The organism is Sphingomonas mollis, from assembly GCF_016427505.1.
GTDB classification, from domain to species: Bacteria; Pseudomonadota; Alphaproteobacteria; order Sphingomonadales; family Sphingomonadaceae; genus Sphingomonas; species Sphingomonas mollis.
This window is the reverse complement of the sequence record NZ_JAELXS010000018.1, coordinates 1-17,275: the sequence shown is the minus strand read 5'-3', so window position 1 is coordinate 17,275 and position 17,275 is coordinate 1. Positions and strand designations below refer to the sequence as shown.

Genomic DNA, 17,275 nt, shown 5'->3' with positions numbered 1-17,275 from the left:
GCGGAGGAATGCGGCATCGTTCACGCCGAAGACTCCGGGTGATGGCGTCCTGTCGGTCGCCTTCACCTGCGTCGGCATTGAGCTACGCGGCTGAAGGCGCCCCTTTTACGATCACCATGCCCAACGCGCGCTCATGGATGGCCCTTTTCCACTACTGGACCTGACGGGGTCCTGCGGTCGCCGCTGCAGGCTTTGAGCCTCTCGAGGCGGTTCGAGGCGCCGTTTGAGCGACTACCCTGACGGCAGTGCTGCCGCCGTACCGACCAAGGCGCGGTGTTACGATAAACCGGTAATTGACCAATTCCAGATACAACAAAGGGGCGTGACAATGTCCGTCACGCCCCTCCGTCAATGCGAGGGGCCGAGGTCCGGCCGCCTCGCGATCACATCGCCTTCAGTTCCATGATGTGGTGCTCAACCACCGGCACGATGGTCGCGGCCGCAGCCTTCAGCGCGGGGGCGGTGCCCTCCATCGCATAGGCCTTCTGCACGTTGAGCGCCTGACCATGCGAAGCCTTCTGCTGCGCGATATACGCAGCATCGCGCGCCGGCCCCTGTTCCGCACGCAGCTCAGCGACGAGCTCCTGCTGGAGCGGCGTCAGCTTCGCAGGCACCGCCTTAACGCGCGCGCGGGCCGCGGCCGCCTTCACGTCGGCGGTGCTCTTGCTATGGTCGGCAATCATCATCTGCGCAAACGCGCGCAGCCTGGGATCCTGGCTCGTCTCGAGCAGCACCTGGCTCGACGTGATCTCGTAAAGATCGCTCGCGCCCGCCGTCATCACATACTCGTCAGGCGTCATCACCTGTGCCGTTGCAGGCACGGCGATCATAACCACGGCAACCGCGGCGGACATCATCAGAAGCTTCATGGCAGTTCCTTCGAAATCAGTTACGGATACCGAGCGCGGCCTTCAGCCGTGCGATAGCGTAGGCATTTGCGTCATAGGCGCCGCGCACGACTGTCCCCATGCCGAAGAACTCATGCGTCACGCCGGGGAAGGTCCGCTGCTCGACTTTGTCGCCCGCAACCTTCATCGCGGCCGCGAGCGTCTCGCCATCGGAACGCAGCGGGTCGATCTGGGCGTTCACGATCGTCGTCGGCGGCAGGCCACGAAGGTTCGCCCCCACCAGATTCAGCCTGGGATCCTGCATGTCGGCCATGGCATTCGTGTAGTAATAACCGAACCATTTCAGCATCGCCGTATTGAGCGGCTTGGCATTGGCAGAGTCGGTCCGCGACGGCAGGGTCATGCTGCTGTTGGCGATCGGATAGACCGACAGGACATGGACCGGTTTGGTCAGGTTGTTGTCGCGAGCGTAGATCGCGGTCGCGATCGCCAGGTTGCCGCCCGCGCTCTCGCCAGCCAGCGCCAGCTTGCTTGTGTCACCGCCCCAGCTTTGGGCATTTTGCAGCACCCACTTATAAGCCGCCGAGGCGTCGTCATGCTGCGCGGGAAATTTGAATTCGGGCGCGTGCCGGTACTCGACGGAAACAACCAGCGCGTTCAGCTGCTTAGCCAGCAGCCGCGGCGCCGCGTCATAGGTGTTGACGTCGGCGATCACCCAGCCACCGCCATGATAATAGACGATGATCGGCATCGGCGCTGAGTTCGCGTTCGCCGGCTTGTAGATGCGTGCGAATTGCATCGGATCGCTGCCGTAAGGCAGGTCCTGCGTCGTCACCGCCGGATCGGGTGCGGTCGACATGCCCTTCTGGCGCATCACGGCCTTCGTCGCATCGGCGGCCGAGGGCTGAATACGCGCTTTGACCGGAGTCAGCGTTTCGATCGGCTTGGCGCCCAGCACCGGCAACTGGTCGAGCACCATTTGCATGTCCGCAGCGGCTTTTGGCGGGATTGCTGCAACGCGCGCCGGCGGTGCCGGCGGTGCTGCATTCACCGAGTTACTCGACGATTGCGCGATGGCCACTGTCGAGCTGCCCAGCAGCGTCATCGCCACGAGAATATGTCGCTTCATCAATATCTAACCCTGTTCGAGAACCCCGGGCTAGAACCAGTGAGAAGTATTTATCGTTCCGGGTTTCCATTTCGCAATTTTGCGGAACGGCCCTGGTGACCAACGGTTGAAAGGGGGGCCGGACAGCTGCGGAAATCTTGAATGCCATCCATTACCCTTGACGATCTGTATGTAGACGTTGCGCTACACGGTCCCGAAGACGGTCAACCGTTGCTGTTGATCCATGGCTGGCCGGACGATGCCTCGACATGGGATGAGGTGGCGCCGGAGCTGGCTGCGAACGGCTTTCGGGTCATCGTGCCGACCCTGCGCGGCTTCGGGATGACCCGCTTCCGCGACACAGACGTGCCAAGGACCGGCAATAGCGCGATGCTGGCGATGGACATGATCGCATTGCTCGACGCGCTGGGGGTCGACCGGTTCATGGTCGCCGGCCATGACTGGGGATCGAACACGGCCGAGGCCCTGGCGGTCGGCTGGCCCGATCGGGTGGAGCGGATGGCCATGCTGTCGACCCCGCCCCGGCTCGGCGGCATGCCGACACCCCCGTTCGAGCAGACCCAGCGGCAATGGTATCACTGGTTCATGGCAACTGCGCGCGGGGCGGAGGCGGTACGTACAGACCGACGCGGGTTCACCCATCTGCATTGGGTCAACTGGTCGCCACCGGGATGGTTCGACGAGGCCACGTTCGACCGTGTCGCGCAGTCGTTCGACAATCTCGACTGGGTCGACGTGACGCTCCACAGCTATCGCGCGCGCTGGGGCGAAGCGGAACTTGATCCACGAAGCACTTGGTTGGAGGACAAGGTCAAGGCGACCAAGACGTTGTCTCTGCCGACGCTCTACATCCACGGCGATGCCGACGGCGTGAACCCGCCCTCGACCGCGGAGGACGTGCGAACAAAGTTTGCCGGGCCGTTCGCGCGCATCACCATGACCGGGGTCGGCCATTTTCCGCAGCGCGAGAACCCCCAAGCGGTGGTGCGCCACCTCCTTACCCTCTTCGCAGGCAACCCCGCCGCACTCACCGATGTCACCGATAGGAACCTGTCCATGAAGAAAGCCGCCCCCTATGCCGCCGGGATCGCCGCGATCGGCCTGGTCGCCGCTGCCGCAGCCGGTGTCGCCCATGCCCAAGGACGCAGCGCACAGCTGACCCAGGTGGCGCAGTTCGACCATCAGGCGACCGGCGTCGCCGTGACCGAGGATGGCCGGCGCTTCGTCAACTTCCCCCGCTGGACCGACGACGCGCCCATCTCGGTTGCCGAGGTGATGAAGGACGGATCCTTACGCCCCTATCCCGACGCGAAGTGGAACAGCTGGCGCAACGCCCGCGCCAACGAGCTGCCGGTCGGCGACTATTTCGTCTGCGTGCAGTCGATCGTCCTCGATGGGCACGGCAATCTTTGGGTGCTCGATCCCGGCGCGCCCGGAAACGAGAAGATCCTCGAAGGCGCGCCCAAGCTGGTTCGCATCGATCTGTCGTCGAACACGGTGACGAAGACGATCCTGGTTCCCGGCGATGTGGCATTGCAGGGCACCTACCTCAATGACATCCGCTTCTCGCCCGACGGCAAGACCGGCTACATCACCGACAGCGGCACGCGCGGCGCGATCATCGTCGTCGACCTGGAGAGCGGCAAGAGCCACCGCGCGCTCGATGGGCATCCCTCCACCCAGATCGACAAGACGGTGAAGGTCACGCTCGACGGCAAGCCACTCGTCCGCCCCGACGGGCGCCAGCCCGCCTTCGCTTCCGATGGCATCGCGATCTCCAAGGATGGCAAGACGCTCTACTATCAGGCGCTGACCGGCAAAACGCTCTACTCGATCGACACCGCCAAGCTGCGGTCGGATGTCAGCGAGGCCGACAGGGCGGCAGCGGTCAAGACGGTCGCGCAAACCCACGTCGCTGATGGCCTGTGGATGAGCCAGGCGGGTGTGCTCTACCTGACGTCGCCGACCGATTATTCGATCAAGCGGCTGAACGGCTCGGATGTGGAGACGGTACTCACCGACCGTCGCCTGCGCTGGCCCGATACCTTCTCGGAAGGCCGCGACGGGACGATGTACGTCACCGCCAGCCATATCCAGGATACCAATTGGTTCACGCCCGGCGCACCCCCGTCGATCAAGACACAGCTGTTCTCCTTCGCATCCGCCAAGTGATCGGACATCCCATGACCTATCTGCGCTATTCGCCCGACGTCGAAACACGAGAAGCCGACGAACAGGAGAGCATCGACGGCATCATCCAGGGTATGACCCAGGAAAGCCAGACCGTCGAGAAGCGCGACGGGCACGCGGTACGGGCAAGCCATGCCAAGAGCACGGCCTGCGTGATCGGCAAGCTCATCGTTGCGCCTGGGCTGCCGCCCGAACTCGCACAGGGCCTCTTCGTGGAACCGGGCACGTTTGATGTCGCCGTCCGCTTCGCGCAAGGACCCGGTGAGACGCTCGGAGATCGCGTCTCGACCCACCGCGGCATGTCGATCAAGGTGTTCGATGTCGAGGGCACGAAGCTGCCCGGCCATGACGCGCCGACGCAGGACTTCGTCCTTGCTAGTGGAACAACCTTCCCAGCGGGCACCGCTGCAGGTTTCCTCTCGCAAGCCAAGAAAATCGGCCTGACGGTTCCCATGCCCGAGGGAGTGAAGAGCGCGGCCGCCTCTGTCGCTCGCAACATCAACAAGGTGCTGAACGCCGTTGGCGCCGGTCCAAGTCCGACGCTGGACTTCTATGGCCACCCCTTCAGCCACCCACTGGTCGAGGAATATTTCAGTCAGTGCCCGGTGCGCTTTGGCGATCACGTTGCCAAGATCGGGGCCTTTCCCGTTGCAGCCGAGCAACAGGCGCTCGTCGATTGGCAGCTCGACCCTCATCAGGATGAGGATGGCTTCCGCCATGCCGCGGTCGATTACTTCGAGGGTAATGACGCAGTATTCGAACTTCGGGCGCAGCTGTGGACCGATGCCGAGACGCAGCCCATCGAGGACACCTCCGACGACTGGCCGGCGAGCGAGAGCCCGTATCGCACCGTCGCCACGATCCGACTGCCGCGGCAAGCAGCCTATGGTCCGGACCGCGTTCGCTATTTCGACGAGGTGATGACGTTCCGCCCGGCCCATAGCCTCGAGGTCCATCGCCCGCTCGGCGGCGTGATGCGCGCGCGCATGCAGGTCTACCAGGCGCTCAGCGACTTCCGCCATCGCGAAAACGGCATCGTCGCCGGCAACACCCCCAACATCCAGGACATTCCGGCTTGAGCTTAACGCCAGTGCTGACGATAGTGAAAGGACAATCATGAAGGTCGAAGGCAAGCACGACGAACATGGGGAAAACGCATAATGCCGCGCTTTACCGATAAGGTCATCGTCATCACCGGGGCGGCCTCAGGGATCGGTGAGGGCGCTGCGCGCCGCTTCGCTGAGGAAGGCGCAACGCTGGTGTTAGGCGACATCGACAAGGCCGCACTCGAAAAGCTCGGTGGCGAACTGGACGGCACAGTCGAGATTCGAGAGACCGACGTGTCCGACCGCGCCGCATGTGAGGCTCTTGTCCAGGCTGCGATTGATCGGTTTGGTCGAATCGATGTGCTGGTCAATGACGCCGGTGTCGATCATCTTGGCAAAGTTGATGAGGGCGACTTTGCCGAATTCACCAAAGTGATCGAGACCGACCTGTACGGCGTGGTTCATATGAGCCGCGCGGCAATCCCCCATCTGCGCCAATCGAAAGGCTGCATTGTCAACGTCTCGTCGGTTTCCGGGCTGGGCGGCGACTGGAACCACAGCTTCTATTGCGCGGCGAAGGGGGCGGTGAGCAACTTCACCCGTGCGTTGGCGATGGACGAGGCGAAGCACGGCGTCCGCGTGAATGCGGTCAATCCGTCGCTGACCTACACCGCGCTGACTGCGGGGATGAAGGAACAGCCTGAGCTGATTGCCAAGTTCGAAGAGCGCATCCCATTGGGCCGCGGCGCCGAGCCCGCCGACATCTCGGGCGCGATCGCGTTCCTGGCAAGCGAGGACGCGCATTTTGTGACGGGCGTGAACTTGCCAGTCGATGGCGGCCTTACTGCCTCAAACGGGCAACCGCCGCTGTCTTGATGGATGTGAGGCGGGCCCTTGCGCCCGCCCACTATTTGGGAGTCGACGGTGCCAAATTCACCACGGGAAAAATTCCTTGAGCCGATGGGGTTTAGGTCGCCGTAATTGACCCAAGTGCGGTCATTGGAAGACCCCTGCCCGCCTTCCAACTTCTGCCATTTGTTCATCTCGGACGTGGCAGGTAGAACGCGCGGTAGAAAGCGTACGCAGTTGCCTGCGATACCGCCACTCTGCGTTCGCGATCCAGTTTAACCGCCCCCAGCTTGAACTCGCGGCCGAAATCCGCCGTTGCACTCGTACCCTATGGTCTCAAAACACCTCAGCTCGGTGTCCACGAGACCGGCAGCCATTCAGACCTTGTTAGCGACGGGCGCGTGGTGTTGAGCGACCAATTAGTGACTGCGTGTCATACCGATCTTCGGAAGCGCTAGCCCGCTGTGGATTTGGCAAGATAGTCTTCCACGTTCTTGGGCTTGTAGGGAAACGGGTCAAAAGGAGGCGTGCTATCGTTCTCCGACATGACGGCGCGCATACGCGCCAAGACCGAGGGATGCACCGTTTCGCTTCGATCCGAACCAATCACCCGCAGTCGCTTGCCCAGTAGCGCCCATTTCCCTGTCGCCGCGTCGACCGCAAGACCTCCGGTCTTGTCATCCGCAAGAACCTCAACCCGACGTTTGAGATAATTCTCATCAAAGGAAAGCATCTCCTTTGAGCGTGCCACCATCCATAAGAAGGCTTGATCGGAGAGAACCGGATCAGGGTATCCGCCCCCCACGTTCGAGTGCGCACCGACAAACCAGACCTGCTCCACCCGCTGATCCGAGCCAATACTGCTAGTGTCCCACACCGCCGGCACGAAACTGCGGCGAAACTCATCGACAGCCAGCGCCTGATAGGCCTGCTTCGTCGTCCTGCCGAGTTTGACGTCGTGAAATTCGTACCTCCGGCGTCCAATACGGCCAAGTACATTTCCCGGTATTCCGAGAGCGCCCACGGTGTCCCATACGCCAAGCAGGTCGACGCCGGGGCGTCGATCCTCGATCCATCGTTGATCCAGGAAATCATTGCGCCTGTCTGCCGGCTTGGTGCGGTAATATTCCCAAACGGCTGGCATCCGATCGAGGTCGCCCTTTCGCAGCAAACCGGCAAGGCCGACCAAACCAGCGAGGCTTCGGACGGTGAACGCTCCCCGCGAGAAGCCGAACATGGCAAGCCGGTCGCCCGGCTCGTAATTTAGCGCCAGGAAGCGATAGGCATCTTGGACGTTCTCACCGAGACCAATGCCAAGGGTTCCGCCTAGAAAGCGGTCCAGTCGATTTCCGGTACCAACGCCCTTGTCATAATAGACCAGCTGTGGGGAACCATCTGCCGCCCGCGGCAGGATCGCACGCGCCATCTTGGTCACGTTTGTGGGACGGCCGGCCTGATCCGGCGTGTTCCATGTGCCGTCGCAACAGACCACCAGCGTCTTTGCCATACCAAGCTTCCCCGCGTTCTATAGTCGTTCTGAAAGGTCAGTAACTCTTCCTGACTTACAAAATATGTGCTTACGCATCGCATCAATTACCACATTAGTTATTCATTATCAAAATCAAATGTTTTTGCAAACACTTAATCAAATTCCTTCTTTCAGCGGAAATTATCGCCATCGCATGCCGATAACTATTGTTAGCAAATGATGGTTATTTCTTCGATCGATTTCATCGTAGCTAATCTCCTGCGCGGGTATCAATTGCGATTCTAAACGCTGCAATTGCGTGGGGGAGACAAGACCATGCCAAGGACGCATTCTCAAGGCCATCATCGCGGTCTGCAGGCCGCTGCCGACGGTGCATTCGGTCGGTTCGGTAGAATGTTCGCCGACCTTGAAGGACCCGAGTTTGACCCGTTGGCGCTCGAGGCGCTCGCGTTATCGATGGTCAAGAAAGATGCTGGTCAGTTCTACAACGCACCCGATGGCGACGAGAACGTCCTTCTACCGGCTGGCTATACGTATTTCGGTCAATTCGTCGACCATGACCTCACGCTCGACCGCACCACTGTTGGCGAGCAGGAGGCCGACCCGGAGGCCGTCGAGAATTTCCGAACCGCCGCGATGGACCTTGACTGTGTTTATGGCAACGGCCCTGCAGGTGGTCTTGTACTCTATGACGAAAAGGCGAAATTACGACAGGGTACCAAGCGGATAGGTGGCAAACCACCAAAGACAGGCCCCGGTTCTGTACGAACCCAATTTGACCAGAGACGCGATACGGATGGCGTCGCCCTGATCGGCGATCCCCGCAACGACGAAAACAGCATCGTCGCGCAGGTTCACCAAGCTTTCGTCATGTTTCACAACCGGATCATAGACGACGCGACACTGATGAATGGCGTCGCTGGCACACAGGAGCGGTTCCGCCGCGCGTCTCGCCTAGCGCGATGGCATTACCAGTGGATCATACTCCACGATTATCTAAAGCGTATTTGCCAGCCTGAGATTTACGACGACTATGTGAAGCCGGGGATCATGCCCAGCTTGAGGCTCTATCCTAAGCAGCCTGAACTGGCGCACTGGCCTTACATGCCGATCGAATTCGCCGCCGCAGCCTATCGGTTTGGTCACTCGATGGTTCGACCATCCTATGCTCTGAACTCGCTGGTCGGCACCGCGCAGCCAAGCGCGTCCCCGCCGCCTCCCGACCAATCGCGACGCATCCCGATTTTCAAGGCGGGTGCCGGGGAACTGGATGATCTGCGTGGCTTTCGACCGATCCCGGGCGAATGGGGCATTGATTGGGGTTACTTCCTTGATCTGCCAGGCAAGGCACCGACGACGCAGCAGGGCGTGGGGACGCTGCAGCCAGCCTACCGTATCGACACTCTTCTGGTCGATCCGCTCGCCAATCTCGTCAATCCGGACCTGGCGGAACGGCAACCGATCGAAAAAAACCTGGCCTATCTGAACCTTCTTCGAGGTTCGCGGCTGCGCCTTCCCACCGCCGAGCAGATCGCAGAAGCAATGCATATCGGCTCGTTTGCCGCCGCTCGGTTTCCCTTTCTTTCGCCTGAGCAGATTTGGTCTGCCGGGTCGCGCAACGCACCCAGCTTCGATGACGACGCCGACGACGAGGGGCTGGACGCCGCCCGGGCGGCCCGCCGTCCGCTTCGCGACAGGTTTGCGGGTGCCACGCCCCTTTGGTACTACATCCTGCGCGAGGCCGAGTGGTACGGCACGTGGCAGGACCGTGACGACAGAACGATGCCGCACACGCAGCGCGGCGCTGACGACATGTTCGGTGGACACCACCTCGGTCCGATTGGCAGCGCTATCGTGCTAGAGACCTTTCTCGGCTTGCTGATCGCCGATCAGAGCTCCTTTATCCATCAGGCTGGCTGGCGACCGATGCGACCGATCGCGCCCGCCGACGAGAGCATGCCGTTCGAGTTGAAGCACCTCGTGCAGTGGGCGTTGGCATGATCTCGAAGGAATTGGAAGCCTTGGCCGGATACAGGTCGTCGCATTTTCTCGTGATGGCTAGATTACGCGCCAATTTCCCCCGCGCGGTAGCGGCGATCGTCGCAGTCAGCCTCCTGTCTGGATGCGCCAGAAATCAACTTGGTATCGAAAATGCCGGTATGGTCCAACGCGCCACCTCTGCCGCAGCAACGGGGGCCGAGGCGTTCCTCGACCGGGTTGACCAGGTGCGAGAGGAGACGACGATTGCCCTCGTGGTCGCCGATCCCGCGTGTGGCCAGATCGCACCGGAAGTGCGAACGCAACCTGACCTTCGGTCGGATGCTCCCGATCTAGGCGCCCTGTGCGTCAAGACGCCGCGACCAGATAGCGCACGACGGCTTTCAACCGCAGCACTGACGCCGGAACTCGAGCCGACACTCAGGCTCGCACAGGCACTAGGCGCCTATGGCGCGACGTTGGCTAATGCCGTTGAAGACCGCGAAGAGGAGGATCCTGCGGCACCCTTGCTTGATGCGCTGACACTGGCGAAGGCGGCGCAGACGACCCTGGCTGGCGCAGGCAGCGGACCGGTGCCTGCGCAGAATGACCCGCGGGTCAAAGCAGCGGCGGACCTTGTTAACTTCGTCGGTGGACTGATCAAAGAGGCTTCCACGGTCAAGCGTCTGCGCGCCGCGATCGCTGAACAGCCCGATATCGTGCCCGCTATCGTCGATCCGCTAGAGCGGCAGATACAAGGCTGGGAGCGTGCACGTCGCGGTGATGCCGGACTCCGGTTGGTCGCTGCCGGCTTTGTATCCTCGCGCGTCATCGAACGAACACCGCCCGCAAGCGGCGCGGACCGGCGCGCGGCATTGACCTCCTTTTACGCTACGCGAGACGCGCTGGCGGCTGAAGCTCGGTTCGCGCCGGCCGTACTGCAGGCGCTTCATGCGGTCAGGGAGACGGACGCCGATCTGCGCCGACTGCTGTCGCCGGGAGGCCGCCTCACCAAATCCGAACGACGACGCGTCGCGCGTTTGAACAGAGAGCGTCTCGTCGCCGCCTTCACGCGCGTTGCCGCCCTTGCGACCGCGATAAGAGGAGCCTGACCATGGCATCGTTCGCCGATCTCGACGGTGCGTTCGCTAGCCTGTTGGACACCCTTCAGAACCGCTACTCGCCACTCCTTCCACAAGAAGCAAATTCACGCTGGCTCGGTGCCATGGGCACCGCTGCGTCTATCGCCCGAGACCAGTCCAGTTGGAATTCGCTGCCGGAGGATTTCCCAGACCCGGACCAGATTGCAGCGGCGCTCGATACTGCAACGCGAAGGCTCGCCTCGAGCGATCAACGCAGCGAGGCCGCAATCTTGGAGGCGCTTGATCGCGTCGATCAAGCGCTGGCCTTGCTGGCGTCGTTTCTAGAGGGCAATCGAAGGCTTCCCTCATAGCCTCTCAGCGAAACAGCCCGTTGAACGATATTCAATGGTTCTAACCGACCGCCCAAGTAGCGCCGTCTTTCGTTTCAAGCACCTTCTATCGGTGTCCACGAAACCGGTAGCAGTTCAGTTAGCTGCCATTCGTCTTTTGGCTTCGTCTTCGGACTACAGCCAATATGCCTTTGATCGAAGCAGCCGGCGTTGAAGATCAGGAGCCGGACAGCGCAACACCCGCTGATTTGCGGCGCGAGATGAATACCTCTGGTCAAGCTGGCTCGTGCTCAGCAGAGTAAGCGCGAAAATACAGAAAGGGGGGGCGTAGGATGAACCATGCAGCCGATAAGCCGACCGCATCCGGCGAGCCACAGTGGCTTAGACTGAGTAAAATTCTCATCTGGCCCGTTTGCATCCTGGTGTTTGCATTCATGTTTTACGCAGCTATCTCATCGAGGATTGGTGATCCCCGCACCGACTTCGAATTCGGACCGGGAGGGATCAAACTGATTGGCAACGCACTCGGCAAGGCAGCAGAAAAGCAGGCGCCAAACGGTGGGCTCGCGGGAGCCGAGTCGGAAAGGCTCGCAAAGAAGGCAGCCCAGCAGTCGAAAGACGATTTCGTCGAGCTGCTCGGTCGAACCATCCTGTGGGTCGACGACCATCCCGAAAATAACGGCTATCTACAAAATGCCTTTGCGCAAGCGGGTGTCCGCGTCTTCGTCGCATACGACAACGCCCATGCGCGCGAGCTCCTTTCGCAGCGCAAGTTCGATCTCGCGATCACGGACGTCGGCCGTGACGTAGAGGGTTCTACGGCGGGCCTGGCGCTACACGAGCTTCTCAAACGGATGGGGATTCCGATCGCTGTGTATTCCGCGAGCTGGTCCGCTGCTAACCGGGGTCGGGAGGTGGAAGCCGGCGTGTTGCTGATCACCAACAACCCAGCTGAGCTGTTTGACACGGCCATCGCCGATCTTGCTTCGAGCAAGAAGTAGCCCCGCCTGAACTTACGTGTTGATAGTGCGGGCGTGGGCCATTTGAATTGCCAGACGGCCACTGCATCAATTTATCGTGAACTTTGACGTCCGGTAATGGGCCAACAGCTGAGCGGCGGGTTTCAGATGCCAGCCCAAGAAAGCCGCCATTCAATCAGCGTACGATAATGACCCACATGTGGCCATTCGGAGAGCGTTTTTGGCTCCCTGACTTCGATCATTCGTTCATGCCGACGCCTCGCCAAGGACTGGGAAGCATCCATCGCGTCTTCCGAAGCGTGGATGGTCTTCTCATCCATAAGGCGGATGACGCGCCGTATAGCCAAGCTCGAGTAATGAGCCGGGGTCTAAAGCAGACATCAGATCACGTGCAGTTCGGGTCGCGGCCCGAGTTTCACTCCCCGACCTCTGTGAGGTTAACGCCTTCCGCTGGCTGGGTAAAATTGAAGTCCTCGGCAATAGGTGGAGGTGCCAAACTGTCCTGGACCTCGATGTCGTAGTTGGCCGCCTGCTGATCGGCATGATCACCGCACGATGCAACTGCCATGAGCAGCAGAAGGAATACCACCGGGCAGTGTGTCGAGCTACGCCGAGGTGGGAAGTGCATCGTTGATCTCCTCGAACAAAGCGTTTGACTGCTGCAGAAGAACTCTCATTTCTCCAACTTCGAAGTCGGTCCTGGCCACCGCGCCGAGCAAATCCTTCGTCAGTTGAGCCATGCCCTTCGCTTTGGTCAGCTTCTGCGCGGTCGCCGCGAGATCGGCTTCCTTAAACTGGCCACCGAGTACCACCTGGTCGGTGAACAACGCTGCGATGTTCGCAATAAGCGTAAACAGGCCGGCGACGAGAGCCGCCGTGGCGGACGTGAATGCCGTTCCGATCACGCTCGACGCCCCGATCGTGCCCAAGCTGAGTGACGTGAACCGCCATCGGCGGGCCTTTCTGAGGCGGACGGCGATACTCTCGACCGCCGGGCCGCATCGCGCGATGGCCACGTCCAGCGCGACCGCGAGCACCTCTGCTCGCGCGGCGAGACCCGCCCGGACGTCCGGACCTGATGCCGCGTCGGGCTCGCCGCCGTGGACGCCCGGTGCGAGCAGCTCGGCCGTGAGCGGCTTGCCAACAAGGCTGACGATCCGGTCAGGTGCGTGGCTCTCCAGGAATGCGGTGATCTCGTTGATCCTTGGCAGGCCTTCAGCTCCCATGCCCCACTCCCATGAACCACACCCTGAGGACCTTCACCCAGCCGCCGAATTGCTCTCTTGAGCGGGCGAACACCGTGGCGCCCACGCCGGTGGACGACCAGCTGCCAGGCTGGACCACGATCTTGATTCCTTTTGCAGAGAGCGTCGACAGGAACGAGTCGCCGTCGCGTCCGTCACGCAGGGCCACCTCGATCCGTTCGGCCGCGGCCCGAGTGTTGTACCTCCCGAGCACGCCGAGGCTGAGGTCAGCGTGCTCAGCTTGGCCGGCTGTCTCGCAACCTAGTAGCACGAGCTTCACGCGCTTGGCGACGGCGAGCGCCTGCAGTTCGGCGAGTTCAATGGAGTAAATCGTCTTGCCGGTCGCGTCCTCCACGACCACCTTCGATCCAAGCACGTGGGTGAGGAGCACGAGGTTGCCGCCGCTCGACTCACTCAGGGCGTTATCGAGCCGCGCCCTCCATGGCGTTCCGCCCTGCGCCCCGACGTTCAGCCGCTTCAGCACTGGGGAACGGCTCAGGAAATTCGTGGTGCCGCTATCCACGACGAATGAGGCGACCTTGGTGTTTGCGGGGGAGAACTTGTGAGCGCGCAGGCGGGCGAGAATATCCTTGCCGCGCCCCGGAGGCTGCCCGTTAAAGCAGCACCCTTTCAAGCGCTCAATCAATTTTGGGGGAGGTTTGCCCCCGACCATCACTTCGATCGGGCCGGTTTGAATCAAACCATCGTCGTCAGAGATGCGTATTTTGGTGGCGCCGGAGAGGTCAATCGGCGGCCTGCCATCTTCGCCCAGTGCCGATCGTTGGACGATGAACGTGGCTTTCCGGAGGAAGTCGGAGACGGTGATCTCGTCATGGGTGATCCCCTCTGAACCGGAAAAGACGGTGCCGAGCCCAAATGCGGTCTTATGGCCCTGCAAGCCCGTCACTGCGGCAATCGCGTCCTCGATCGTCGGCCCGAATTCAAACGAGGGCGACCACGTATCATCTGGCGATGGCCGCGTAATATTTGCAATTGGCGCATAGTTCGTATGTACGATGGGCCGGCCACCGAACTCGGTAATATAAAACTCAGCCTTCGCGACCTCGTTGGTCTGCGGTTTCATTATCGTCGCGAACGCCGTCAGGGCCATGCCTCGATCGAACGAATGCGGTTTTCCGCTCGCCCTGCGTTGCTCAGCGCCACGTCGCCAGGGTGGAACGGGTGCCGGGACATGGGATGTTCCCCCTCGGCGGATGCCACCGCGACGTTGCGCAAGCAGCATCGGGGCTTTCACACCCGAACTCCTCGGATCACCGGACAGAGGAACTGCTGGGGAAGTGGCGAGCAGAAGCGAAGCGATCAACGAGGAGCCGAGCACGCCTGTCCCCCACTGCTGGCCCATTTGCTAATCGACGCTCAACCACTCACACCGAAGGTGGTGTTCAAGTTTCAACCGCTGACGATCGCAATCCAGCGCCGTCTCGATAGCACGTTCAGGTCTCGAATTACAGCTCGTTCCTTCGATGTGGCCCTGATGGTGGATCAAGACTAGCTCAGACAAGGGACGCGAGAGCGTGTTCCGCGATTACCTGCACGCCCGGATGCAGCCGGAGACGTATCGCCGCACAATGGGCAAGAAGCAGCAGCCGTACTCTGACTTCGCCGCGCTGGCCGACGCGGCCGGATGGAACCCCGAGCAGCGCAGGATCGTGCTGCGCCACCAGCTCGGACGGGTCGAGGCCAAGCTCCAGGGGACCATGAATTCGAAGTCCAGCGCCAAGGTGCAGTGGTCCGGCGACGGCGTCCGCTGGATCAAGTCGGACTCGATCTTCATTGCCTTCTCTACTAAGGGCGATCACGACGACCTCCTGGGCGATCTGCAGACGGCACTCGAGGCGTGGGAGCCCGAACCCTCGAGGCTGTTCCTGGCCAAAATCCGCGCTGAGATGGACGAATACGGGGTGGTGGCGCAGAGCGCGGCCCTGGAGCGGAAGCATGCGCTGGCCCACTGGTACGACCGTCTGCTCCGCGCAAGCGGGGAGGAGCGGCGGTGGCTGATCGCCGAAAGCGTCTCGCGACATTCGGATCAGCTTCTGAACATCGTCCTGCCGCGCGTCGAGAAGTTCGCGACCAGCCTAGTCGAGGCGGAGACGGCGGCTGGCGGACCCGACGACGTCGCGCGCGTCCGCTTCTCGGTCGATCTGTCGAAGGCCGAGACGAAGAAGAAGGCGATGCGCGAACACAACGCCTTCGTCTGTAGCAAACCCCCTCAGGGCTGGCACCTCACGACCGGTCACATCTTCGAGGTCGAGGACGAACATTGGGTCTGTCTGACGCCGGCCTGCGATTTGGTGCCGGGCCAGGGAAGCGCGCGAACGGCCAACTACGGTGATCGAATCCCCTTCGTCGCTATCAAGCTGCATCCCGTCTCTGACGGCAAATCCCCCGACGTGAACACGAACCTCTACGTCTTCCTCCAGATCGCTGGCGCGATCCAAGCCTTCTGCTTCAACGAGCAGGGAAAGGACTTTTCGGCACCGATCTGGCGGACGTTCTACGCCGAGAAGAAGGGCGTGTTTATCAGCGAGTTCGCGTTCCGCGTCTCGAGCACCCGACCGGGCCGGCGCAGGCTCATCTCGGTTGTACAAGCCGCGCAGATCGTTGCTCAGCTGCGGTACGAGTATGCACTTAATCTCATGCAGAAGCTCGGAATTTCGATGACAAGAATCGGATTAGACTTTGCGGGTTAAGTCAAGGAGTTAAGCAGCAGCCGATTAAGAGCAACTTATGCTTTACGCCAAAAGTATAGGTTCAAGCTTTCCACTGCCTGAACAAAATGCTATTATGGGTATCACCCTTCATAAGCTGCCGTTTCACGTCTAAAAAGTGGTGGCGTTTGCCTCTCTGCCTCCCCCGCATGCACGAATGCCGCTTACTGCAACCGCTGGCAAGAAGCAGACAGGGTGCTCTCCATTACTTGTGACCTTTAAGGTCCTTCTCCTATTGGTTGAAGGAGCGACTGGTCTCTCAGACAACCACCCGAAAGCGGACAGGCCGCTTTCACCATGAACGAGCGCACGTGCCCCGCTTCGCCGCTTCCTGAATGAGCGGCAGCTTAACGCGGTCGAACGCCCGAAAGCGGCCGTTCCGCTTTCCACCAGTTTTTCCTAAATGCAGCCGGTCTGCTTATCGCCGAATTTTGACCAACTTTGCCGAATTGTGGAACGTCTGCATACAAGTCTAGCCGGTGGCCACTGCTCATCCATCGGGAGAATAAAGCCATCCTCAATCAACCCGAGCCTCAGCAAGCTCTCGTTCCATTCTCCGCCACATAGCTGGTGGCACGAGCGGGCGTACTATCTCTGCGAACATCGCAGCTTCTCGCAGATATCGCCTCCGATGAACGCTGCCTGCCGGAGCCGCCTCGACCTTGGCGATGCGATCTGCCAGCTTCAGCACCGTGCGGGCGTCGTCCATCCCGCCACGTTACGCGTTCGGACAGCGCAAACAAAGCATCAACGGCGCTGGATCACGGCGAGATCGGTTCTGCAGCGCCTGCCTGACGGGTAAATGCCCCTGCCGCGAGATCGTCTCTCATGGTAGTGCGCGGCATGCTGAAGACACGAATGAGAAGGATCGCCAACGCCGGCAAAGCCGCGGTGGAACGCCTTGCCGCCATCGAGGCATCCTTGACGAACCTGGGCAACGAGGACCTGCTCGACCTGGCCGACATCTTCAGGACTGAGCCGCGCAGGGTTCTGGGGGACATGGCCTTTGCCGAGATGGCACGGCGTAACATCAGCCTCTAGCATCACTCACGGTCAGCCTTCTCCCTACCTTCGATATCCGCCTGCTGCCTTTTGCCCAGCGCTTCCTGCTCCGCGCCGTCTTCACGCACTGACGCATCATCAGCGTTCGACTTCATCGCGCCCACTGCCTCGTTCACTTTGCCGATGATTTTGCCGATTTTGCTGGTCATGGGGTTTTGCCGGCTTCGGGAGAGGCTGGATCGATCTTCTGCTCTTTTGTGCCACCGTAATTTTCATTGCCACTCGTGCTGCCCGCACGTTTGCTCTCGCCCGGAAAGTCGGTTGCGGCAGTGTTTTCATCCGCGTGTCGCTCGTCTGCCA

The 17,275-nt window shown here is 61.1% G+C and carries 16 protein-coding genes and 1 pseudogene; 10 read left to right on the top strand and 7 right to left on the bottom strand.

What is annotated here, in order from left to right:
- Positions 1-383: 383 nt before the first annotated feature.
- Together JAO74_RS17900 and JAO74_RS17895 are read right to left on the bottom strand one after the other, a co-directional pair.
- The gene (locus JAO74_RS17900) at positions 384-869 is read right to left on the bottom strand and encodes a DUF4142 domain-containing protein (RefSeq protein ID WP_233151182.1); all 486 of its coding nucleotides are present in this window, start codon (positions 867-869) and stop codon (positions 384-386) included.
- Between the two features lie 16 nt (positions 870-885).
- Positions 886-1,953: an alpha/beta hydrolase gene (locus JAO74_RS17895; RefSeq protein WP_233151187.1), complete on the bottom strand. Its 1,068-nt coding sequence runs from the start codon at positions 1,951-1,953 to the stop codon at positions 886-888.
- Positions 1,954-2,118: 165 nt separating this feature from the next.
- Between JAO74_RS17895 and JAO74_RS17890 the strand changes: the two genes are divergently transcribed.
- The 3 genes from JAO74_RS17890 to budC all read left to right on the top strand — a co-directional run bounded on the left by JAO74_RS17890 (position 2,119) and on the right by budC (position 6,089).
- The gene (locus JAO74_RS17890) at positions 2,119-4,149 is read left to right on the top strand and encodes an alpha/beta fold hydrolase (RefSeq protein WP_199041482.1); all 2,031 of its coding nucleotides are present in this window, start codon (positions 2,119-2,121) and stop codon (positions 4,147-4,149) included.
- Between the two features lie 11 nt (positions 4,150-4,160).
- Complete coding sequence (locus tag JAO74_RS17885; protein WP_199041479.1) at positions 4,161-5,246, top strand: catalase family protein; 1,086 nt, start codon at positions 4,161-4,163, stop codon at positions 5,244-5,246.
- Between the two features lie 81 nt (positions 5,247-5,327).
- Complete coding sequence (gene budC / locus JAO74_RS17880; RefSeq protein WP_199041476.1) at positions 5,328-6,089, top strand: meso-2,3-butanediol dehydrogenase; 762 nt, start codon at positions 5,328-5,330, stop codon at positions 6,087-6,089.
- Positions 6,090-6,516: 427 nt separating this feature from the next.
- Here budC and JAO74_RS17875 read toward each other — a convergent pair whose 3' ends face one another.
- A complete protein-coding gene (locus tag JAO74_RS17875; RefSeq protein WP_199041473.1) occupies positions 6,517-7,569 on the bottom strand; it encodes a DUF2235 domain-containing protein in 1,053 nt (350 codons plus the stop codon).
- Positions 7,570-7,944: 375 nt separating this feature from the next.
- Between JAO74_RS17875 and JAO74_RS17870 the strand changes: the two genes are divergently transcribed.
- From JAO74_RS17870 to JAO74_RS17850, 5 genes and pseudogenes are all read left to right on the top strand, one after another.
- Positions 7,945-9,552, top strand: coding sequence for a peroxidase family protein (locus JAO74_RS17870; protein WP_199041470.1), 1,608 nt, complete (start codon positions 7,945-7,947; stop codon positions 9,550-9,552).
- Positions 9,549-10,640 carry a hypothetical protein gene (locus JAO74_RS17865; protein WP_199041467.1) on the top strand — a complete coding sequence of 364 codons (1,092 nt, stop codon included), beginning with the start codon at positions 9,549-9,551 and terminating at the stop codon, positions 10,638-10,640. The genes JAO74_RS17870 and JAO74_RS17865 overlap by 4 nt, the downstream gene beginning before the upstream one ends.
- Positions 10,641-10,642: 2 nt before the next feature.
- The gene (locus JAO74_RS17860; RefSeq protein ID WP_199041464.1) at positions 10,643-10,981 is read left to right on the top strand and encodes a hypothetical protein; all 339 of its coding nucleotides are present in this window, start codon (positions 10,643-10,645) and stop codon (positions 10,979-10,981) included.
- 311 nt (positions 10,982-11,292) lie between these two features.
- A complete protein-coding gene (locus tag JAO74_RS17855) occupies positions 11,293-11,961 on the top strand; it encodes a response regulator (RefSeq protein WP_199041462.1) in 669 nt (222 codons plus the stop codon).
- A gap of 228 nt (positions 11,962-12,189) precedes the next feature.
- Positions 12,190-12,297 (top strand): annotated as a pseudogene (locus JAO74_RS17850) (IS5/IS1182 family transposase); the annotation flags it as partial.
- Between the two features lie 58 nt (positions 12,298-12,355).
- Here JAO74_RS17850 and JAO74_RS17845 read toward each other — a convergent pair.
- Genes JAO74_RS17845 through JAO74_RS17835 form a run of 3 tightly spaced genes read right to left on the bottom strand, consistent with a single transcriptional unit; the run spans position 12,356 to position 14,295 of the window.
- The gene (locus tag JAO74_RS17845) at positions 12,356-12,508 is read right to left on the bottom strand and encodes a hypothetical protein (protein WP_233151181.1); all 153 of its coding nucleotides are present in this window, start codon (positions 12,506-12,508) and stop codon (positions 12,356-12,358) included.
- Positions 12,509-12,545: 37 nt separating this feature from the next.
- On the bottom strand, positions 12,546-13,166 hold the full coding sequence (locus JAO74_RS17840) for a hypothetical protein (RefSeq protein WP_199041457.1): 621 nt from the start codon (positions 13,164-13,166) through the stop codon (positions 12,546-12,548).
- Complete coding sequence (locus tag JAO74_RS17835; protein ID WP_199041454.1) at positions 13,156-14,295, bottom strand: hypothetical protein; 1,140 nt, start codon at positions 14,293-14,295, stop codon at positions 13,156-13,158. Before JAO74_RS17835 ends, JAO74_RS17840 begins: the two co-directional genes overlap by 11 nt.
- 424 nt (positions 14,296-14,719) lie before the next feature.
- On the opposite strand from JAO74_RS17835, the gene JAO74_RS17830 reads away from it, so the two are divergent.
- A complete protein-coding gene (locus tag JAO74_RS17830; RefSeq protein WP_199041451.1) occupies positions 14,720-15,895 on the top strand; it encodes a hypothetical protein in 1,176 nt (391 codons plus the stop codon).
- Between the two features lie 861 nt (positions 15,896-16,756).
- Complete coding sequence (locus JAO74_RS17825; protein WP_233151180.1) at positions 16,757-16,954, top strand: hypothetical protein; 198 nt, start codon at positions 16,757-16,759, stop codon at positions 16,952-16,954.
- A 2-nt stretch (positions 16,955-16,956) separates the two neighbouring features.
- Here JAO74_RS17825 and JAO74_RS17820 read toward each other — a convergent pair whose 3' ends face one another.
- Positions 16,957-17,124, bottom strand: coding sequence for a hypothetical protein (locus JAO74_RS17820; protein ID WP_199041448.1), 168 nt, complete (start codon positions 17,122-17,124; stop codon positions 16,957-16,959).
- Positions 17,125-17,275: the final 151 nt, after the last annotated feature.